The 18,554-nt window shown below is 72.8% G+C and carries 13 protein-coding genes; all 13 read left to right on the top strand.

From position 1 onward, the window contains the following. The first annotated feature begins 39 nt into the window (after positions 1–39). From ACH4E8_RS13895 to ACH4E8_RS13835, 13 genes are read left to right on the top strand one after another with little or no spacing between them, the layout of a single operon-like run. On the top strand, positions 40–1,356 hold the full coding sequence (locus tag ACH4E8_RS13895) for a nucleotide sugar dehydrogenase (protein WP_398447666.1): 1,317 nt from the start codon (positions 40–42) through the stop codon (positions 1,354–1,356). Further along, complete coding sequence (locus ACH4E8_RS13890) at positions 1,346–2,614, top strand: glycosyltransferase family 4 protein (protein WP_398447664.1); 1,269 nt, start codon at positions 1,346–1,348, stop codon at positions 2,612–2,614. The genes ACH4E8_RS13895 and ACH4E8_RS13890 overlap by 11 nt, the downstream gene beginning before the upstream one ends. After that, the gene (locus ACH4E8_RS13885) at positions 2,611–3,987 is read left to right on the top strand and encodes a Wzz/FepE/Etk N-terminal domain-containing protein (protein ID WP_398447662.1); all 1,377 of its coding nucleotides are present in this window, start codon (positions 2,611–2,613) and stop codon (positions 3,985–3,987) included. Before ACH4E8_RS13890 ends, ACH4E8_RS13885 begins: the two co-directional genes overlap by 4 nt. Next, the gene (locus tag ACH4E8_RS13880; protein WP_398447660.1) at positions 3,984–5,540 is read left to right on the top strand and encodes a Wzz/FepE/Etk N-terminal domain-containing protein; all 1,557 of its coding nucleotides are present in this window, start codon (positions 3,984–3,986) and stop codon (positions 5,538–5,540) included. Before ACH4E8_RS13885 ends, ACH4E8_RS13880 begins: the two co-directional genes overlap by 4 nt. A gap of 3 nt (positions 5,541–5,543) precedes the next feature. After that, entirely contained in the window at positions 5,544–7,481 is a 1,938-nt protein-coding gene (asnB, locus tag ACH4E8_RS13875; protein WP_398447658.1) for an asparagine synthase (glutamine-hydrolyzing), read from the top strand. Positions 7,482–7,541: 60 nt separating this feature from the next. Further along, positions 7,542–9,728, top strand: coding sequence for a bi-domain-containing oxidoreductase (locus tag ACH4E8_RS13870; protein WP_398447656.1), 2,187 nt, complete (start codon positions 7,542–7,544; stop codon positions 9,726–9,728). Continuing rightward, complete coding sequence (locus tag ACH4E8_RS13865) at positions 9,725–11,725, top strand: alginate lyase family protein (protein ID WP_398447654.1); 2,001 nt, start codon at positions 9,725–9,727, stop codon at positions 11,723–11,725. The genes ACH4E8_RS13870 and ACH4E8_RS13865 overlap by 4 nt, the downstream gene beginning before the upstream one ends. Positions 11,726–11,752: 27 nt before the next feature. Continuing rightward, the gene (locus ACH4E8_RS13860; RefSeq protein WP_398447652.1) at positions 11,753–13,279 is read left to right on the top strand and encodes a right-handed parallel beta-helix repeat-containing protein; all 1,527 of its coding nucleotides are present in this window, start codon (positions 11,753–11,755) and stop codon (positions 13,277–13,279) included. Positions 13,280–13,289: 10 nt separating this feature from the next. Continuing rightward, the gene (locus ACH4E8_RS13855; protein ID WP_398448299.1) at positions 13,290–14,573 is read left to right on the top strand and encodes an O-antigen ligase domain-containing protein; all 1,284 of its coding nucleotides are present in this window, start codon (positions 13,290–13,292) and stop codon (positions 14,571–14,573) included. Between the two features lie 2 nt (positions 14,574–14,575). Further along, positions 14,576–15,856: a glycosyltransferase gene (locus tag ACH4E8_RS13850; RefSeq protein WP_398448297.1), complete on the top strand. Its 1,281-nt coding sequence runs from the start codon at positions 14,576–14,578 to the stop codon at positions 15,854–15,856. Further along, entirely contained in the window at positions 15,853–17,097 is a 1,245-nt protein-coding gene (locus ACH4E8_RS13845; protein WP_398447650.1) for a class I SAM-dependent methyltransferase, read from the top strand. Before ACH4E8_RS13850 ends, ACH4E8_RS13845 begins: the two co-directional genes overlap by 4 nt. Before the next feature lie 13 nt (positions 17,098–17,110). Next, positions 17,111–17,908 (top strand): glucose-1-phosphate cytidylyltransferase, encoded by a 798-nt coding sequence (locus tag ACH4E8_RS13840; RefSeq protein WP_398447648.1) that lies wholly within the window; start codon positions 17,111–17,113, stop codon positions 17,906–17,908. After that, positions 17,905–18,552, top strand: a complete 648-nt coding sequence (locus ACH4E8_RS13835; RefSeq protein ID WP_398447646.1) for a PIG-L deacetylase family protein — start codon at positions 17,905–17,907, stop codon at positions 18,550–18,552. The genes ACH4E8_RS13840 and ACH4E8_RS13835 overlap by 4 nt, the downstream gene beginning before the upstream one ends. Positions 18,553–18,554: the final 2 nt, after the last annotated feature.

Raw genomic sequence — 18,554 nt, 5'->3', positions numbered from 1 at the left:
GGCAGGCCGCGAGGGTCTGCCCGGTCGGAGGGACGGGGCATGAAGGTCAGCGTTTTCGGGCTCGGCTACGTGGGCTGCGTGTCGGCCGCGTGCCTGGCCAGCACGGGGCACGAAGTCATCGGGGTGGACGTCAACCAGGTGAAGGTCGACCTGGTCAACGACGGCAAGGCCCCGGTGGTCGAAGAACGGATCGGTGAACTCACCGCCGACGTGGTGCGCACCGGAGCGTTACGGGCCACTCGCGACGTCCGCGAGGCGATCGTGAACAGCGAGGTGTCGCTGATCTGCGTGGGCACCCCGTCGGAGCCCAACGGCAGCCTGTGCACCAGCTACTTGGAGCGGGTCACCGAGCAGATCGGCGCCGCACTGGCCGAACGGGGCGGCTGGCACACCGTCGTCTTCCGCAGCACCATGCTCCCGGGCACCTGCACCGACCTCCTCGTGCCGATCCTGGAGAAGAGCGTCGGCGGCACCGCCGGGGTGGACTTCGGCGTCGCGGTCAACCCCGAGTTCCTGCGCGAGGGCACCAGCGTGCGGGACTTCTTCGACCCGCCCAAGACCGTCGTCGGCGAACTCGACACCCAGAGCGGCGACGCGGTGCTGGCGCTGTACGACGGACTGCCCGGCGAGGTGTTCCGGGTGCCGATCCCCACCGCCGAGGCGATCAAGTACGCGGACAACGCCTTCCACGGCCTCAAGGTCGGCTTCGCCAACGAGTTGGGCGCGGTGTGCCAGGCGCTCGGCGTCGACTCGCACCAGGTGATGGACGTGTTCCTGGCCGACCGCAAGCTGAACATCAGCCCCGCCTACCTGCGGCCCGGCTTCGCCTTCGGCGGCTCCTGCCTGCCGAAGGACTTGCGCAGCCTGGTCCACGCGGCCCAGCGCGCCGACGTCGCGGTGCCGATCCTCTCCCACGTTCTGCCCTCCAACTCCGCACACCTGCAACGCGCGGTGGAGATGGTGGAGCGCACCGGCAAGCGCCGGGCCGGCCTGTTCGGCCTCTCCTTCAAACCCGGCACCGACGACCTCCGCGAAAGCCCCCTCGTCGAGTTGGCGGAACGCCTCTTCGGCAAGGGGTACGACCTGAAGATCTACGACGCCAACGTGAGCCTGTCCCGGCTGCTCGGCGCGAACCGCGAGTACATCGAGACGCGCCTGCCGCACCTCGCGCACCTGCTCGCGGACTCCGTCGACGAAGTGCTCGACCACGCCGAGGTGTGCCTGGTCGGCACCAAGGACCCCGCCGTCCTCTCGGCACTGCCGCACGGCGACGGCCCCGTGCTGATCGATCTCGTCCGCCTTCCCGACGCCGACGTGCGCCGGACCGAACCGGGGTACATGGGCCTTGCTTGGTGACGCAGACGGCGGCGACCGGACGAACCGGCGCGCGCTCATCTTGGTGGAGAACCTGTCGGTGCCCTTCGACCGACGGGTGTGGCAGGAGTGCACGACGCTGCGCGACGCGGGCTGGCAGGTGGACGTCATCTGCCCCCGCGGGCGCAAGCGGGACACGGAAGCGGAGGCGGTCGTCGACGGGGTGCGGATCCACCGCTACCCCCTGCGGGCCGCCACCGGAGGGCCCGCCGGCTACCTGCGGGAGTACGGCACGGCGCTGTGGCACACGGCCCGGCTGGCCCGCAAGGTCGGCCCGGTCGACGTGGTGCACGCCTGCAACCCGCCCGACCTGCTGTTCCTGCCGGCGCTGTGGTTGAAGCGACGCGGCGCCCGGTTCGTCTTCGACCAGCACGACCTGGTGCCCGAGCTGTACCTGTCCCGGTTCGACCGGGGCAAGGACCTGCTGTACCGCGCCGTGTGCGCGCTGGAACGCATGACGTACCGGGCCGCGGACGTCGTGCTCGCCACGAACGAGAGCTACCGGGACGTCGCCGTGCGCCGTGGCGGCCAGCACCCCGACGACGTCTTCGTGGTGCGCAGCGCACCCCAGACCGACCGGTTCCAACCCGTCGATCCGGAAGACGAGTTGAAGAACGGCAAGCAGCACCTGCTGTGCTACCTCGGAGTGATGGGTCCGCAGGACGGCGTCGACTACGCGCTGCGGGCGCTGGCGAAGCTGCGCGACGAGATCGGACGGACCGACTGGCACGCGGTGTTCGTCGGCTCCGGCGACGCCTTCGACGCGATGGTGGAGCTGTCGCAGCGGCTCGGGCTCGCCGACCAGGTGCAGTTCACCGGGCGCATCCCCGATGCCGACCTGGTGCGCTACCTCTCCACCGCCGACGTGTGCCTCTCGCCCGACCCGCGCAATCCGCTCAACGACGTGTCGACGATGAACAAGGTCCTGGAGTACATGGCGATGGGACGGCCCATCGTCTCCTTCGACCTGAAGGAGGCGCGGGTCTCGGCCGGTGACGCTGCGCTCTACGCGCCCGCCAACGACGAGGCCGCGTTCGCCGAGCTCGTCGCGATGCTGCTGGACGACCCGGAGAAGCGGGCCCGGATGGGCGAAATCGGCCAGGAGCGCATCAACGGGCCGCTGGCCTGGCGGAACTCCCAAGCCTCGCTCCTCGCCGGCTACGCCGCCGCCTGCCGCGACCGCGCTCCGGTGTCGGCGGGCGGCCGCCCGATCAGGACAGCGAAGTGGCCGCGTCGTTGAGCGATGACACCATACGGCTGGTCACGATCGGGCTCATCCTCCGTCGGCGCTGGCGGCTCCTCGCCGCCCTCGCCGTCCTGGGCGCACTCGTCGGCTACGGCACCTCGGTGCTCTTTCCCCCGCGCTACACCGCGTCGGCGTCGGTCCTGCTGCCCGGGCAGTGGGAGCAGCGCGAGCTGCTGACCCAGGTGGAGATCGCGACCAGCTCGGCGGTGGTCGACCGCACGGCCGCAGCCCTCGGCTGGCGGGGCGTCAGCGGCGACCGGCTACGGGACCGAGTGAGCGCCAAGACCACGGACGGGAACATCATCAAGATCTCCGGCACGGCGGAAACCCCGGCGCGTGCACAGCAGCTCGCCGACCGGTCCGCCCAGCAGTTCGTCGCCTTCGCCGCGCGGATCGCCGGCGCCGGCACCGATCCCGAAGCGCCCACCGGACCCGAGGCGCTGCGGCAACAGGTGCTGGAGACCAGCCGCCGCATCACCGACCTCGCCAAGGCGGCCGACCCGGGCCGGACCGTGGAGGGCGTGCAGGCCCGCACCGCGCTGGAGAAGCTGCGGACCGCGCTGGAGGAGGCGATGAAGAAGCTCGACGAGGCCGAGGCGGCGACCGCCAAGGCGGGCATGGTCGTCATGGGTCCCGCCGAGCGGCCCACCGGCGCAGCGCCGCCGACGAGGACGCACCTCATCGCCGCGGGGGCGCTGCTGTTCGTCGTCGTCGCGGTCGTCGGCCACCTCGCCGCCGCACGGACGGACCGCCGACTGCGCACCGAAGCGGAGATCGCCGCGGCGCTGGGCTCGACGCTGCTGGGCACCGTCGACGTGCCCGCGCAACGGCGCGTCCAGCAGCCGCAGGACGGTGGCCCGCGAGCCCGGCTGCGCCGGCTGCTGGGCCTCCACGTCCGGTGGGACGTCGCCGTACCGCACGCGTCCGGCGACCGGGCCAGCAGGCGAATCCGCTACCAGCGGGTGTGCGCCCGCCTGCGCGACCAACACCCGTCCGCGCGGGAACTGTTGGTGGTCGTGCCGGACGGCGACGACATCGCCCGGCGGGCCGCGCAACAGCTCGTCACCGAGGCCGAAAGGAAGCCCACGGGCCCCGCGCTGCGGACGGTGGAGGTCTCGGTATCCCAGCCGATGGTGCCGGACCGCGACACCGAGCCCGGCGCCCTGGTCGTCCTCAGCGCGGGCAGTTGGACCGCGGGGGAACTCGCCGGCATCGCCGAGGCGTGCGCGGACGGCGGCCACGAGGTCGTCGGCGCCGTCGTCGCCGGCCCGGTGCGAGCCCTTCCCGCCGAATCCGCCGACCTCCCGCCGGACGGCGCCGGCCCGGCGCTCGCGGCCCGTGGCCCTGCGACGGGGGAGCCGGTGTGACGACGAGCACGACCACGGAGCCGGCGCCCGCCGCTCCGCTGCTGGACCTGCACGCGCTCGTGGTGGCGGTGCGCCGTCGCCGTCGCCTGTGGAGCGCCGTGGCCCTCCTCGGGCTGCTGGCCGGCGTGGCGCTCGCCGTCCTGCTGCCGCCGCCGCCGAGCGCGGTGACCAAGGTGTTGGTCGCCCACCAGGAAGACCAGCCGAACGACACCGGAACCCTGATCCGTACCGACGTCGCACTCTTGGGGACGACCCGGATCGCCGCCGAAGCCCTGCGCACCCTCAACTCCCCGGACAAACCCGAAGACTTCATGCAGGAGTACCGGGGCACCGGCCTGACCAACAACCTGCTCCAGATCGACGTGAGCGCCGACAGCGACGCCCAGGCCGTCGCCCGGGCCAAGGCGCTGGCCGACGCGTTCGTCGCCGACCACGTACGGCGGATGCGGGAAGCCGCCGAGGCCGAGGCCAAGGCCCTGCTCGACCAGCGCGACCGCATGCGCACGGAGCTCGCCGAGGTCAACAAGGCCATCGGCGCCCGGTCGCCGGACAGCGACGCGAAGGCGTCGGCGAGCATCGAGTCCCTCTTCGCCCGCCGCGCCGAACTCAACTCCCGGATCACCGACTTCGACCAGCGCGCGGCGGAGGCACGCACCGGCACGCCCCGGCTCGTCGCCGGCACCCAGATCGTCGACGGCCCGCGCGCCGTGCACCACTCCCTGCCCAAGGCCGTCGTCACCAACGCTGCGATCGGCACCGCACTCGGGCTCGTCGTCGGACTCGTCCTGGCCGCGGTCGGCACCGTGGTGGCGGACCGCCCCGTGCTGCGCCGGGAGATCGCGGCGAACCTGGGCGCCTCGGTCATCGCGGAGGCGCGCCGCCCACCGGCCCGGTGGATCCGGCCGTGGCGGCGCAAGCGGGCCCGGGCGGAACGGGAACGGCTCAAGGTGACCCTCGCCCGCGCCGTGCGCGGCGCCGGCGAAGGGGTGTCGCTGCTGGAACTGGGGTGCGCCCGCAGCACGAGCGCGATCGCCCTGGACGTGGCCGCGACCCTGGCGGAGGAGGGCCCGGTCGTCATCGTCGACGGGCTGCCCGGGGCGCACCTGCGCGCCCGGCCCGACGGCCCGACCGTGATCAGCGGGGACGCCGTCGAGACCGTGCCGCACGACGCGCGTCGGCTCGGCGTCGGCTCGGTGGCGCCCGGCACGGCCTGGACCGACCTCCAGTACCTCGGCGGGCAGACCGTGCTCGTCGTACGCGCCGGGCACGGCAGCGCCGCCTGGCTGCACACCGTGGCCCGCCAACTCGCGGACCAGCGCGTCCCCGTGATCGGCGTGGTGCTGATCGACCCCGACCCGCGCGACCGCACCGACGGCACGCTGTGGGACGGGCAGCGGACCGCGCTGCGCGGCCACCACGAGCGGTCCGCCCGGCGACGCCGAGCCGGGCGGCCGGAGCCGTCCGCCCGGCTCAACGGAGCGGACCGGCCGCGGCCGGAGCCGCAGTCCACGCCGGCCGCAAGCATCCCCGACAGCGACCAGGAGGCGCGGTAGCACATGTGTGGCATCGCAGGGACTTACCGATGGCCGGACGGACGGGTCGTGGCCGACCGGCTCACCGACGTCCTCGCCCACCGCGGCCCGGACGGGGCCGGCCGCTACAGCCACCCGGTGGCCGACGGCGCCGACGGCGACGTGCACCTCGGGCACCGCCGGTTGGCGATCATCGACCTGTCGGAGACCGGCGCCCAGCCCATGGTCTCGGGCGGCCTCGCCCTCACCTACAACGGCGAGCTGTACAACGCGCCCGAGTTGCGGGCCGAACTCGCCGGCGCCGGCGTGCGCTTCCGCGGCACCTCCGACACCGAAGTGCTGCTGGAGGCGTGGCGGCGCTGGGGCACCGACTGCCTGCCCCGGCTGCGCGGCATGTTCGCCTTCGCGGTCTTCGACGAACGGACCGGTGAACTGGTCCTCGCCCGCGACCAACTCGGCATCAAGCCGCTGTTCCTGCTGCGGCGCGGCACGGGCCTGGTGTTCGCCTCCGAACTCAAGGCGCTCGCCGCCGTCACCGGCGGAACCCTCCAGGTCGACCACGCCGCCCTGGTGGCCTCGCTGCTGTACTACTGGGTGCCGGACTCGCGTTGTGCGTTCCGCGAGGCGGAGAAGCTGCCGCCGGGGAGCTGGCTGCGGTGCCGACCCGACGGCCGGGTGGAGCGCGGTCGGTACTGGAACCTCAAGGACGTCGCCCGCGAGGCCCGGGAGCGGGCCCGCAGCGGCGAGGTGCCGGACGTCGCCGCCGTCGTCGCGGAGTCCAGCCGACGGCACCTGCTCTCCGACGTCCCCGTGGCGACGTTCCTCTCCGGCGGGCTCGACTCCAGCTATCTGACCGCGCTGGCGGCCCGGGACCGGCCCGGGATCTCCGCGTACACCATCGGGTTCCGCGCCGAGGACGCCAAGTTCGAGGCGATGCCCGACGACCTGCGCTACGCCCGGCGGGTGGCCGAGCAGTTCGGCGTCGACCTGCACGAGATCGAGATCGCCCCGCGGGTGCTCGACCTGCTGCCGCAGATGACGTACCACCTGGACGAGCCGATCGGCGACCCCGCCGCGATCAACACCTTCCTGATCTGCTCGGCCGCCCGGGAGGCCGGGGTCAAGGTGATGCTCTCGGGCATGGGGGCCGACGAGCTGTTCGCCGGGTACCGCAAGCACCTGGCCAATCTGCTCGCCCTGCGCTACCAGCGCGTCCCGCGGCCCCTGCGGCGCGGTCTGCACCGGGCCGTGGACCGGCTGCCGGTGGCCACTTCGCGCCGGGGGTACCGGTCGGTGCGGTTCGCGAAGCGGTTCCTGTCCTTCGCCGAACTGCCGGAGGAGACCGCGTTCCGTCGCAGCTACACCATGTACGACCGGGCGGAACTGCTCGACCTGGTCGATCCGGACCTGGCCCAGACGGTGGAGGACGTGCTGACCGAGCACGCGGACGTCTACCGGGACAACGACCTCGACGACCACGTCAACCGGATGTGCCTGGGCGATGCGCGGATGTTCCTGCCGGGCCTGAACCTCGCCTACACGGACCGCTCCAGCATGGCCGCGTCGACCGAGGTGCGGGTGCCGTACGTGGACGTCGAAGTCGTCAAGGCGGCGTTCGCGGTCCCCGGCGACCGCAAGATCGTCGGACGGCAGGGCAAGGCCGTGCTCAAGGAGGCGGCCACCTCGATCCTGCCGCGGGAGATCGTGTACCGGCCCAAGGGCCTGTTCAGCGCGCCGCTGCGGGCCTGGATGAGCCGGGACCTGGCGCCGCTGGTGCGCGAGGTGGTGCACGACGGAGTGCTCGTACGGTCCGGATTCCTGCGCCGGGAGGCGCTCCAACGGCTCGTCGCCGAGGACGCCGCCGGACGGCGGGACTTCTCCAAGCACCTGTGGCACGTGCTGACCCTTGAGTACTGGTACCGCAGCGCGACCTCCGGCTCCGGCCGGAGCCAGGCGGCTTGACGACCCGCGGCAGACGGTTCGACGGCAGTGACAGACGGCGTAGGAACAAGAGGAGCTCGGGTGAAGCAGGTCGTGCAGAACTACAAGAGCGGCGAATTGGCGCTGCTCGACGTACCGGTGCCGCGGTGCAAGCCGGACGGCGTGCTGGTGCGCAGCGGCTACTCGCTGATCTCCACCGGCACCGAGCTGATGAAGGTCTCCGAGGCCGGCATGTCGATGCTGGGCAAGGCCCGCTCCCGGCCGGACCAGGTGGCCAAGGTGATGCAGAGCGTGGCCACCAACGGCCTGCCCGCCACCTACCGCAAGGTGATGGGCAAGCTGGACTCCTACACCCCGCTCGGCTACTCGCTGTGCGGGGTGGTCGAGGAGGTCGGCGCCGGAATCGAGGACGTGGCCGTCGGCGACCTGGTGGCCTGCGCCGGCAACGAGCACGCGCTGCACGCCGAGCTGAACTGGGTGCCGAAGAACCTCTACGCCCGGGTGCCGGACGGCCTCGCGCCCCGGCACGCGGCCTTCGGCACCGTCGGCTCGATCGCGATGCAGGGCGTGCGTCAGGGCGAACCGCAACTCGGCGACGTGGCGCTCGTCATCGGCCTCGGGCTGATCGGCCAACTGGTGGTGCAACTGCTGACCGCGTCGGGCGCCACCGTCGTCGGGGTCGACCCCGACCCGGCCCGCTGCGAGCTGGCCGAGCGCCTGGGCGCCGCGGCCTGCGGCGACCCCGCTTCCGCGGCCGTGGTGAACGCCGTCGCCGAACTCACCGGCGGGCACGGCGTGGACCAGGTGTACCTGGCAGCCGGCGGCGGCAGCAACCAGCCCGTGGAGCTGGCTGCCGAGTTGAGCCGCGACCGCGGCCGGGTCGTCGACATCGGCAAGTGCCGCCTGGACCTGCCGTGGAACGCGTACTACGAGAAGGAGCTGGACGTACGGTTCTCCCGCAGCTACGGCCCCGGGCGCTACGACCCGGAGTACGAACTCGCGGGCCGGGACTATCCGATCGGCTACGTGCGCTGGACCGAGCGCCGCAACCTGGCGTGCTTCCTCGATCTGCTGGCCCGCGACCGGATCGACGTGGAGCCCCTGATCTCCCACGTCGCCGACTTCGACGACGCCGTGGAGACGTACCGAAGCCTCAAGGACGGCGACCTGAAGGCCGTGGCCGTGCTGTTCCGCTACCCCGACCACGCGCCGCAGGAAGAGCCGACGGCCCCGGAACTGGCCGTGCCCGCCGTGCGGCGCAGCGCCGCGGCGTCCGCCCCGGCCCGGCCCGCCAAGGGCCGGGTGCGGCTGGCGTTCGTCGGCGCGGGCAACTACGCGACGTCGATGCTGCTGCCGCACCTGACCGGGCGCGACGGCGTGGAGCTGGCCAAGGTCGTCACCACGACGGCGCTGTCCGCGGCCAACGCGAAGCAGAAGTTCGGCTTCGCCGAGGCGAGCTGCGAGCTGGACTCCGTACTGGAAGACCCCTCCGTCGACGCGGTGTTCGTGGTCACCCGGCACAGCTCGCACGCCGAGCTGACCCGCCGGGCGCTGCTGGCCGGCAAGACGGTGTTCGTGGAGAAGCCGCTGGCGCTCGACCAGGACGGGCTGGCCGGTGTGCTCGCAGCCGTCGAGGAGTCCGGCAACGACCGGTTGCAGGTGGGCTTCAACCGCCGGTTCGCCCCGCTGCTGCGGGAGGCCGGCGCACGGTTCGGCCCCCGCACCGGCCCGGCGAACGTGCGCTACCTGGTGAACGCGGGCCGGCTCGGGCACGGGAGCTGGTACCTCCAACAGGCCACCGAGGGCTCCCGGTTCGTGGGCGAGGGCGGCCACTTCATCGACACCGCGAGCTGGCTGCTGGCGGCCGACCCCGTCTCGGTCTACGCGCTCGCCACGCCCGGGGGCGAGGACCTCCAGGTCGTGCTGCGCTACCCGGGCGGGTCCACCGCCACCATCAGCTACGTCACCACCGGCCCGAGCGGCTTCCCCAAGGAGACCCTGGACCTGGTCGCCGACGGCCGGGCGCTACGGCTCGACGACTTCGTCCGCGCGTCCGTCTACGGCCGCAAGCGGTGGGTCAGCTCGCGGCTGCCCAAGGCCCGGGACAAGGGCCAGCGCGCCGAGTTGGACGCCTTCCTCGAAGCCGTGCGGACCGGTGGGCCGATGCCGGTCCCGCTGGAGTCGCTGGTCGCCACCACGGCGGCCACCCTCGCCGTGCAGAGCAGCCTGGCCAGTGGCGCACCGGTGACGCTGGCGGCGACGCGATGACGGTGCGATCGGGAAGTGCGGGCTGGTACCTGCGGCGGCTGTCCCGGATGGGGCCGCAGGAGGTCGGCGGCCGGGTGGGCGACGCGGTGCGCCGACGGCGCTGGCGGTCGGGGGTGCCGGCCGCCCCGACGCCGACCGGCGCCCGGTTCACCGCCGCCCTGCCCGCCGGGACGCTCGCATCGGTGCCGCCGGACGCCGCCAAGCGCCTGGTCGTCGAGGCGGACCGGCTGATGGCGGGACACGTCACGTACTTCGGGGTGGACCGCGCCGACCTGGTGGACCCGGACTGGTGGTACGACCCCAAGACCGGGCGCCGGGCGCCGGGCGGCTACGCCTTCGACGTGCCCTACCGGGACGAGGAGGCGGTCGGGGACGTCAAGCAGATCTGGGAGCTGTCCCGCCACCACCACCTCACCGTGCTGGCCGCCGCGTACGCGGTCACCGGGAACGAGGCGTACGCCGAGCGGGTCGCCGCGCACCTGCGGTCCTGGTGGGCGACGAACGAGCCGCTGCGCGGAGTGCACTGGACCAGCGGCATCGAGCTGGGCATCCGGCTGCTGGCGTGGGTGTGGATCCGTCGACTGCTCGACGGCTGGCCGGGCGCGGCCGGGTTGTTCGAGGACGACCCGGTGGCGGTGCAGCAGATCTGGCACCACCAGCGCTGGCTGGCCGCCTTCCCCAGCCGGGGGTCCTCGGCGAACAACCACGTCATCGCCGAGGCGGCCGGGCAGCTCGCCGCGGCCTGCGCGTTCGACTGGTTCCCCACCTCCGCGCAGTGGCGCGCCGACGCGCTGCGGTCGCTGGAGCGGCACCTGCGCGGCAACACGTTCGCCTCCGGCCTCAACCGCGAACTGGCCAGCGAGTACCACGGACTCGTACTGGAACTCGGGCTGGCCGCGGTCGCGGAGGCGGACGCCGCGGGCGTACCCGTCCCCGACCCCGTCCGACTGGTGCTGCTGCGGATGACCGACGCGCTCGCGGCCGTCGTCGACGGTCGATTACGGCCGCCGCGCCAGGGCGACGCGGACGACGGGCACGGCCTGGTCGTCGACGGCGCCGGCACCGACCGCTGGGGTTCCCTGCTGGCCACCGGGGACGCCGTCTTCGGCCGGCTCTCCTGGTGGCCGGCCGTGACCGGCACCGACGTGCGCACCCCGCTGCTGGCCGCACTCATCCGGCCCGCGCGGCCGACCGCCATCCGACCGGCCCGCAGGCCGGCCCACTTCGCCGACGCGGGGCTCACCATCCTGCGCGGCCCCGAGGAGATCTGGTGCCGCTGTGACGGCGGCCCGCACGGCTTCCTGTCCATCGCCGCACACGCCCACGCGGACGCGCTGTCCGTGGAGGTCCGGCACGACGGGGTGGACGTGCTCGCGGACCCGGGGACGTACTGCTACCACGGCGAGCCGCGGTGGCGGCAGTACTTCCGCTCGACGCTCGGCCACAACACCCTCCAACTGGACGACGCCGACCAGTCCGGTTCCGGCGGCCCCTTCCTGTGGACCCGGCACGCCCGCAGTCGCGTCCTGGTCGCCGACGCGTGCGACACATCTGACGCGTCCGATGCATCCGGCACGTGTGACGCGCCCGACGCGGAAACGGCCCGCTGGAGCGCCGAGCACGACGGCTACGGGAGCACGGTGCACCGCCGCAGCGTGGAACTGACGGCCGCACGCCGCGAGTTGAGGATCGTCGACGCGGTGCGCGGCGGCCCGCGCCGTGCCGCGCGCCTCGCTTTCCACCTCGGGCCGGCGGTCACCGCCGAACTGACGGGCGACCGGGCCGTACTGACCTGGAGCTGCGACGGCGACGAGCGCTCCGCGGTGCTCGAACTCCCCGCAGAGCTCCACTGGCGGGCGCACCGCGGCGAGACCGAACCGCCGCTCGGCTGGTACTCGGCCGGCTTCGGCCGCAAGGAGCCCACCACCACGCTCGTCGGCAGCGGTTTCGTCGACGGCGCGCAGGAGTTCACCACCGTGCTCAGGTTCCGCGACTAGTCCAGAAGAGGGGAAGGGAGAGGGGGCGTGGTGATCAAGTGGCGGAACTGGGCGGTGCCGGTGGCGGCGCCGGCCCTGCTGGCGGGCAGTTGCGTGGGCACCCAGGGCACCCAGGGCGCCCCGACGGAGCCGACCGGCGCGCCGTCCGCGGCCCGGTCCGCGGCCCGGGTGTGCGCCGAGCCCGCGGCCGGGCCGGCGCAGGCGCCCCCGGGCGCGGTGCCGGTGGACCCCTCGGTGGTCGGCGACCTCGCCGCCAAGACCCGCAACAACCCCCCGAACACCACGTTCTGGCTGCGTCCCGGCGCGCACCGGCTCCCGCCGGACCGCTACTCCCAGGTCATCCCCCGACCGGGGAACCGCTACCTCGGCGCGCCGGGCGCGGTGCTCGACGGCCGGCGCACCAACCAGTACGCGTTCGGCGGCAGCGCCCCCGACGTCACCATCCGCCACCTCACCGTGCAGGGCTTCGTCGCACCGCACAACGAGGGCGTGGTCAACCACGACTCGGCCGACGGCTGGACGATCGAGCACACCACCATCCAGCACAACTCCGGCGCCGGGCTGATGGCCGGCGCCCGTCAACGGGTCAGCGCGAGCTGTCTGCGCGGCAACGGCCAGTACGGCATGAACGCGTACAAGGCAACCGGCCCCCTGACGGGCCTGGTCGTCGAGGGCAACGAGATCACCGGCAACAACACCGACGACTGGGAGCGCAAGCGACCGGGCTGCGGCTGCACCGCCGGCATCAAGTTCTGGGCCGTCAACGGCGCCGACGTGCGCCGCAACTGGGTGCACGACAACCGCGGCGCCGGCCTGTGGGCCGACACCAACAACAACGACTTCCGCTTCGAGGACAACCTCATCGAAGCCAACGACGGCGCCGCGTTGATCTACGAGACCAGCTACAACGCGGTCATCGTGAAGAACACCATCCGACGCAACAACTGGGTGGAAGGGCGGCGGCACGCCGACCGCGGCGACAGCTTCCCCTTCGCGACGGTGTACGTGTCCGAGTCCGGCGGCGAACCGCGGATCAAGGCCCGCACCGACCGCATCGAGATCCACCGGAACGTGCTGGAGGACAACTGGTCCGGCATCACCCTGTGGGAGAACGCCGACCGGTTCTGCAACAGCCCCGCCAACACCTCCGCCGGCCACTGCACCCTGCTGGTGCCGCGCGCCGCGCGCTGCGCCCGGCCGGCGATCGCCACCGCGCCGCTGTACGCCGACTGCCGCTGGAAGACCCAGCGGGTGGACGTCCACGACAACCGCTTCGTGCTCGACAAGTCCGTCCTCAAGTGCTCCGTCAAGTGCGACCGGATGGCGGTGCTGGCGAACTACGGCACCTATCCCGACTGGTCGCCCTACCAGGGCGAGCAGGTCGCCGACGCGATCACCCACCGGCAGCGCAACCGCTGGCGCGACAACGTCTACCTGGGACCGTGGACCTTCGTCGCCCACGACCCGAGCCGGGTGCTCGACTTCGGCCAGTGGCAGTCCGCGCCCTACGACCAGGACGCCGGCAGCACCCTCGACCCGCGGGCCGGTGGTTGACGTGGGCGAACTGCGGCCCGGTGGAGCGCCGGACGAAGCGGACGCAACGGAAGGCCGGCCCGCCCGCACGCCCAAGACCGTCGGCGTCGCCTGGGGCCTGCTGGTCCTCAACACCCTCGGCTCCGCCGGGGCGAAGACCGTCATCCCGCTGCCCCGCTCCCTCATCCAGATGGTCACCATGGGCGCGCTGGTCGCCGCGTTCGCCCTGGCGCTCGCACTCAACCTGCGGCTCCGCATCCGACCCAGCGCCTTCCTGCTGCTGCTCACCCTGCTGCTGGTGCCGAGCGTGCTCTCCAGCGTCCAGTTGGAGGCCGGCTTCGGCGCCCTGTTCCGCTGCGCCCGGCTGGCGCTCTTCATCGGGTCCCTGTGGCTGCTCAGCCGCTGGTGGAACGGCGAACTGACCTTCGTCCGGCACCACATACGGATGTACTTCGCGGTGCTCGGTTCGGTCGCGGCCGGTGCGGTCGTCTCTCCCGGTGCCGCCATGCCGGAGCTGTACGGCGGCCGGCTGGTCGGCGCGCTGTGGCCGCTGACCCCGCCGCAGATCGGTCAGTACGCCGCCGTCATCATCGGGCTCACCGTGCTGCTCGCCCTCGGCCGGCGGACCGACCGGAAGAGCGCCGCGCTGGTCATCGTGGCGTCGCTGGTGATGCTCGCGCTCACCCACACCCGCACCGCCACCCTCGGCCTGCTCATCGGGCTGGCGCTGGCCATCGGCTCGCTCGTGCTGACCAGCGCCGCCGCCCGTCGGTTCTTCGCCTGGACGGTGGTGTGCGCCGCGGTGGCCGCGGTCGGGTTCGCCCCCGCGCTGCGGGCGTGGTTCCTACGCGGCCAGAGCCAGGAGAACTTCACCAGCCTCACCGGCCGGGCCAAGGTCTGGGACGCACTGCTGGCCCAGCCGCGGTCGACCGCCAAGGAGGTGTTCGGCGTGGGCCTGGGCGACAAGTCCTTCGGCGGGCTCCCCATCGACAACAGTTGGCTCGCCGTCTACCACGAACAGGGCCTGACGGGCGTGGTGCTGGTGGCGGCGGTCGTCCTCGTGCTGGGCGGCGTCGCCCTGCTGCGGCCGCCGTCGCTGCCCAGGGCCTGCGCGATCTTCCTGATCAGCTACTGCGCGATCGCCTCGTACACCGAAGCCGGGCTGGGCGACGCCTCGCCCTACCTGCTGCACCTGGCGGTGGCCGCGTCCCTGCTGGCGGCGCCCGCAGCGGCCGCGCCCCCGATCGCGTCCGCAACCCCCCGACGAACTCGACCACGCATCCCGCGCCGGGACCAAGAACGGAGGCGTCCTTGAGCATGCACGTCCTCGTGGTGCACAACCGCTACTCGTCGGCGCAGCCGAGCGGTGAGAACAACGTCGTCGACCAGGAGGTGGCGCTGCTGCGCGCGGCCGGCCACCGGGTGGAGGTGTTCGAGCGGCGCAGCGACGACATCGCCGCCCGGTCCCTGCCGGGGAAGGTCGCGGTGCCGCTGCTGGTGCCGTGGAACCCGTCGGTCCGCACCGAACTCGCCGCCCGGCTGCGCCGCGAACGACCCGACGTGGTGCACGTCCACAACGTGTTCCCGCTGCTGTCGCCCGCGGTGCTGGCCGCCTGCGCCGACGCCGGCGTGCCCGCCGTCGCCACGCTGCACAACTACAACCAGGTCTGCCCGCCCGGCACGCTGCAACGCGACGGCCGGCCGTGCACCGAGTGCGTCGGCAGGGCGCCGCTGCCCGCCGTACGACACGGCTGCTACCGGAACTCCCGGCTGGCCGCGGTGCCGCTCGCGGTCAGCCTCGCGGTCAACCGGCGCCGCTGGTGGACCGGCGTGGAGCGGTTCTTCTGCATCTCCGCGGCGCAGCGCGACGTCCTGGTGCGGGCCGGCATGCCGGCCGAACGGCTCCGGGTGAAGCACAACTTCGTGCCAGACCCAGACCTCGACGCCCGCCGATCGGGCGCCGGCGAGCACCTGCTCTACCTCGGCCGGCTCGCCGAGGCGAAGGGCGTACGGCTGCTGATGACCGCGTGGGACGAGATCGCCGCGGACGGCGGAGCGGGCGTACCGCTCGTCATCGCCGGCGCGGGCCCGCTGGAGCGGGAGGTGACCGCCTGGGCGGCGGGCCGGGACGACGTGCGCTACGTCGGCCTGTACGACCCGCAGCAGTGCCGGCAGGTCATCGCCGAGTCGGTCGCCGTGGTGGCTCCCTCGACGTGGCTGGAGGCGTTCGGCCTGGTGGTCGTGGAGGCGATGGCGGCCGGGGTGCCGGCCGTCGCCGCCGGCCACGGCGCCTTCGTCGAACTCGTCGAGGACGGGAAGACCGGGCTGCTGCACCGGCCGGACGACGCCGCATCGCTGGCGTCCTGCCTGCGCCGGATCACGGCCGAACCGGGCCGCAACCGGGAGTTGGGCGAAGCGGCCAGACGCCGCTACGAGCAGGGTTTCAGCCCGGCCGTCGGGCTGGCGCGCCTGGAAGAGGGGTACCGCGCCGCGATCGCGGCGCGGTCCGGCGGCGGGGACGGCCCGCCGCCGAGCAAGGGTGGAAGCACTGGCCCGTCGCGGGCGACCCGCGCGGGCAGGGATGGGGACAGCAGATGACACGATGCCGACTGTGCGGCTCGACGGCGACGGCGAGCGTCGTCGACCTCGGCGCGACCCCGCCGTGCGAGAGCTTTCTCGCCGCGGACGAACTGGACCGGCCGGAGCCGGCGTACCCGCTGCACCTGCGGGTCTGCACCGACTGCTGGCTCGCGCAGATCCCGCCGCTGATCACCCCGGAGGAGACGTTCACGCAGTACGCGTACTTCTCCTCGTACTCGACGTCCTGGGTGGAGCACGCGCGCACCTTCGTCACCGACGCCGTCGGACGGCTCGGGCTCGACCCCGGGGAGCAGGGCGCCTTCGTCGTCGAGGTGGCGAGCAACGACGGCTACCTGCTGAAGCACCTGGTGGACCGCGGCATCCGGTGCCTGGGCATCGAGCCGTCGGTGAACGTCGGCGCCGCGGCCCGGGAAGCGGGCGTACCGACGCTCACCGCCTTCCTGGACCGGGCCACCGGCGCGGGCGTGCGCGCCGAACACGGCCCGGCGGACCTGGTCGTGGCGAACAACGTGTACGCGCACATCCCCGACGTCGTCGGCTTCACCCGGGGCCTGCGCGCCCTGGTCGCCGACGACGGCTGGGTCTCCATCGAGGTGCAGCACCTGCTGACCCTGATCGAGCAGAACCAGTACGACACGATCTACCACGAGCACTTCCAGTACTACACGGTCGCCGCCGCGATCCGTGCGCTGGCCAGCGGCGGACTCTCCCTCGTCGACGTCGAACTGCTGCCCACGCACGGCGGCTCGATCCGGCTGTGGGCCCGGCCGACCGAGGCGGCCGGCGAACCGACCCGTCGGGTTTCCGACGTGCTGGCGCGAGAGAAGGCCGCCGGGCTCCAGGAGCTGTCCGGGTACACCGAGTTCTCCGCCCGGGTCGCCAAGGTCCGTCGGGACCTCCTGCGGTTCCTCGTCGAAGCCGCCGACCGCGGCGAGACGGTCGTCGGCTACGGCGCCCCCGGCAAGGGCAACACCCTGCTCAACCACTGCGGCATCCGGCCCGACCTGCTCCCGTACACCGTCGACCGCAACCCCTACAAGCACGGCCGGTTCACCCCCGGCACCCGCATTCCGATCCTGCCGCCCGAACAGATCAGCACGGACCGACCGGACTACGTGCTCGTCCTGCCCTGGAACCTGCGGGACGAACTGGTCGAGCAGCTCTCCTTCGTCCACGAGTGGGGCGGCCGGCTGGTCTTCCCCATCCCGGAACTGAGCGTCGTCGAGGCCACGTCTTGAAAGAGGTTGCAGCATGAAGGTCGTACTCTTCTGCGGCGGTTACGGGCTGCGCATGCGCAGCGGCGCCGCCGACGACGTGCCCAAGCCGATGGCGATGGTCGGCCCGCGCCCGCTGATCTGGCACGTCATGCGCTACTACGCCTACTACGGGCACACCGAGTTCGTCCTCTGCCTCGGCTACGGCGCCCACCACATCAAGAACTTCTTCCTCAACTACGAGGAGACGACGTCCAACGACTTCGTGCTCTTTGGCGGGCGCACCGAACTGCTCTCCACCGACATCGCCTCCTGGAAGATCACCTTCGTGCAGACCGGCATGGAGTCGCCGATCGGGGAACGGCTGCGCCGGGTGCGCCACCACCTGGACGGCGACGAGATGTTCCTCGCCAACTACGCGGACGTGCTCACCGACGCCCCGCTGCCCGAGATGATCGACCAGTTCACCCGGCGCGACGCCGGTGCGTCGATGATGGTCGTGCCGCCGCAGTCCTCGTTCCACTGCGTGGACCTGGGCGAAGACGGCCTCGTCGGCGGCATCACCGCGGTCAGCGAACTGCCGCTGTGGGAGAACGGCGGCTACTTCGTCCTCCGCCAGGAGATCTTCGACCACATCCCCGAGGGCGGGGACCTCGTCGCCGACGGCTGCGGCCAACTCGCCAAGCGCGGGCGGATGGTGGCGTACCAGCACCGCGGCTTCTGGAAGCCGACGGACACCGTGAAGGAGCGGGCCGCGCTCGACGCCGCCTACGCCCGCGGCGACCGCCCCTGGAGCGTGTGGGAGCGCGCCGGCGCAGAGGCGAGGACCGCGTGATCCGGCTCGGCTCCGACCGCCTGGACCGACTCGTCGCGGTGGGCGCGCACTGCGACGACATCGCCATCGGCGCCGGCGGCACGCTGCTCGCGACCTGTCTCGCCCGCCCCGGCATCCGCGTCGAGGCACTGGTGCTCACCGGCGGCGGCACCGAACGGGAACAGGAGGAACGGGCCGCCCTCGCCGCCTTCTGCCCCGGCGCCGACCTGCGGCTGACCGTCCTCAAACTGGCCGACGGCCGACTGCCGGCCCAGTGGGACGAGGCCAAGACCGCGGTCGAGGAACTGCGCGCCCGGATCGAACCGGACCTCGTGCTGGCCCCCCGCACCGACGACGCGCACCAGGACCACCGGGGCCTCGCGCAGCTCGTCACCACCGCCTTCCGCGACCACCTCGTACTCGGCTACGAGATCGTCAAGTGGGACGGCGACCTCGGCCGCCCCACCGCCTACCAGCCGCTGTCACCGACGACCGCCGAACGCAAGGTGCACCTGCTCCAGGAGCACTACCCCTCGCAGCGCCACCGGCCCTGGTACGACCGGGAGGCGTTCCTCGGGCTCGCGCGGATCCGCGGCATCGAATGCCACGCGCGTTACGCCGAAGCGTTCGCCGTCACCAAACTCACTCTCGACCTGGGGGACTGAAC

Origin of the sequence: Streptomyces sp. NPDC017979 (assembly GCF_044328175.1) — a bacterium.
Classification (GTDB): Bacteria; Actinomycetota; Actinomycetes; order Streptomycetales; family Streptomycetaceae; genus Streptomyces.
Note: the sequence above shows the minus strand (reverse complement) of the source record. Positions and strands in the feature narration are given on the sequence as shown.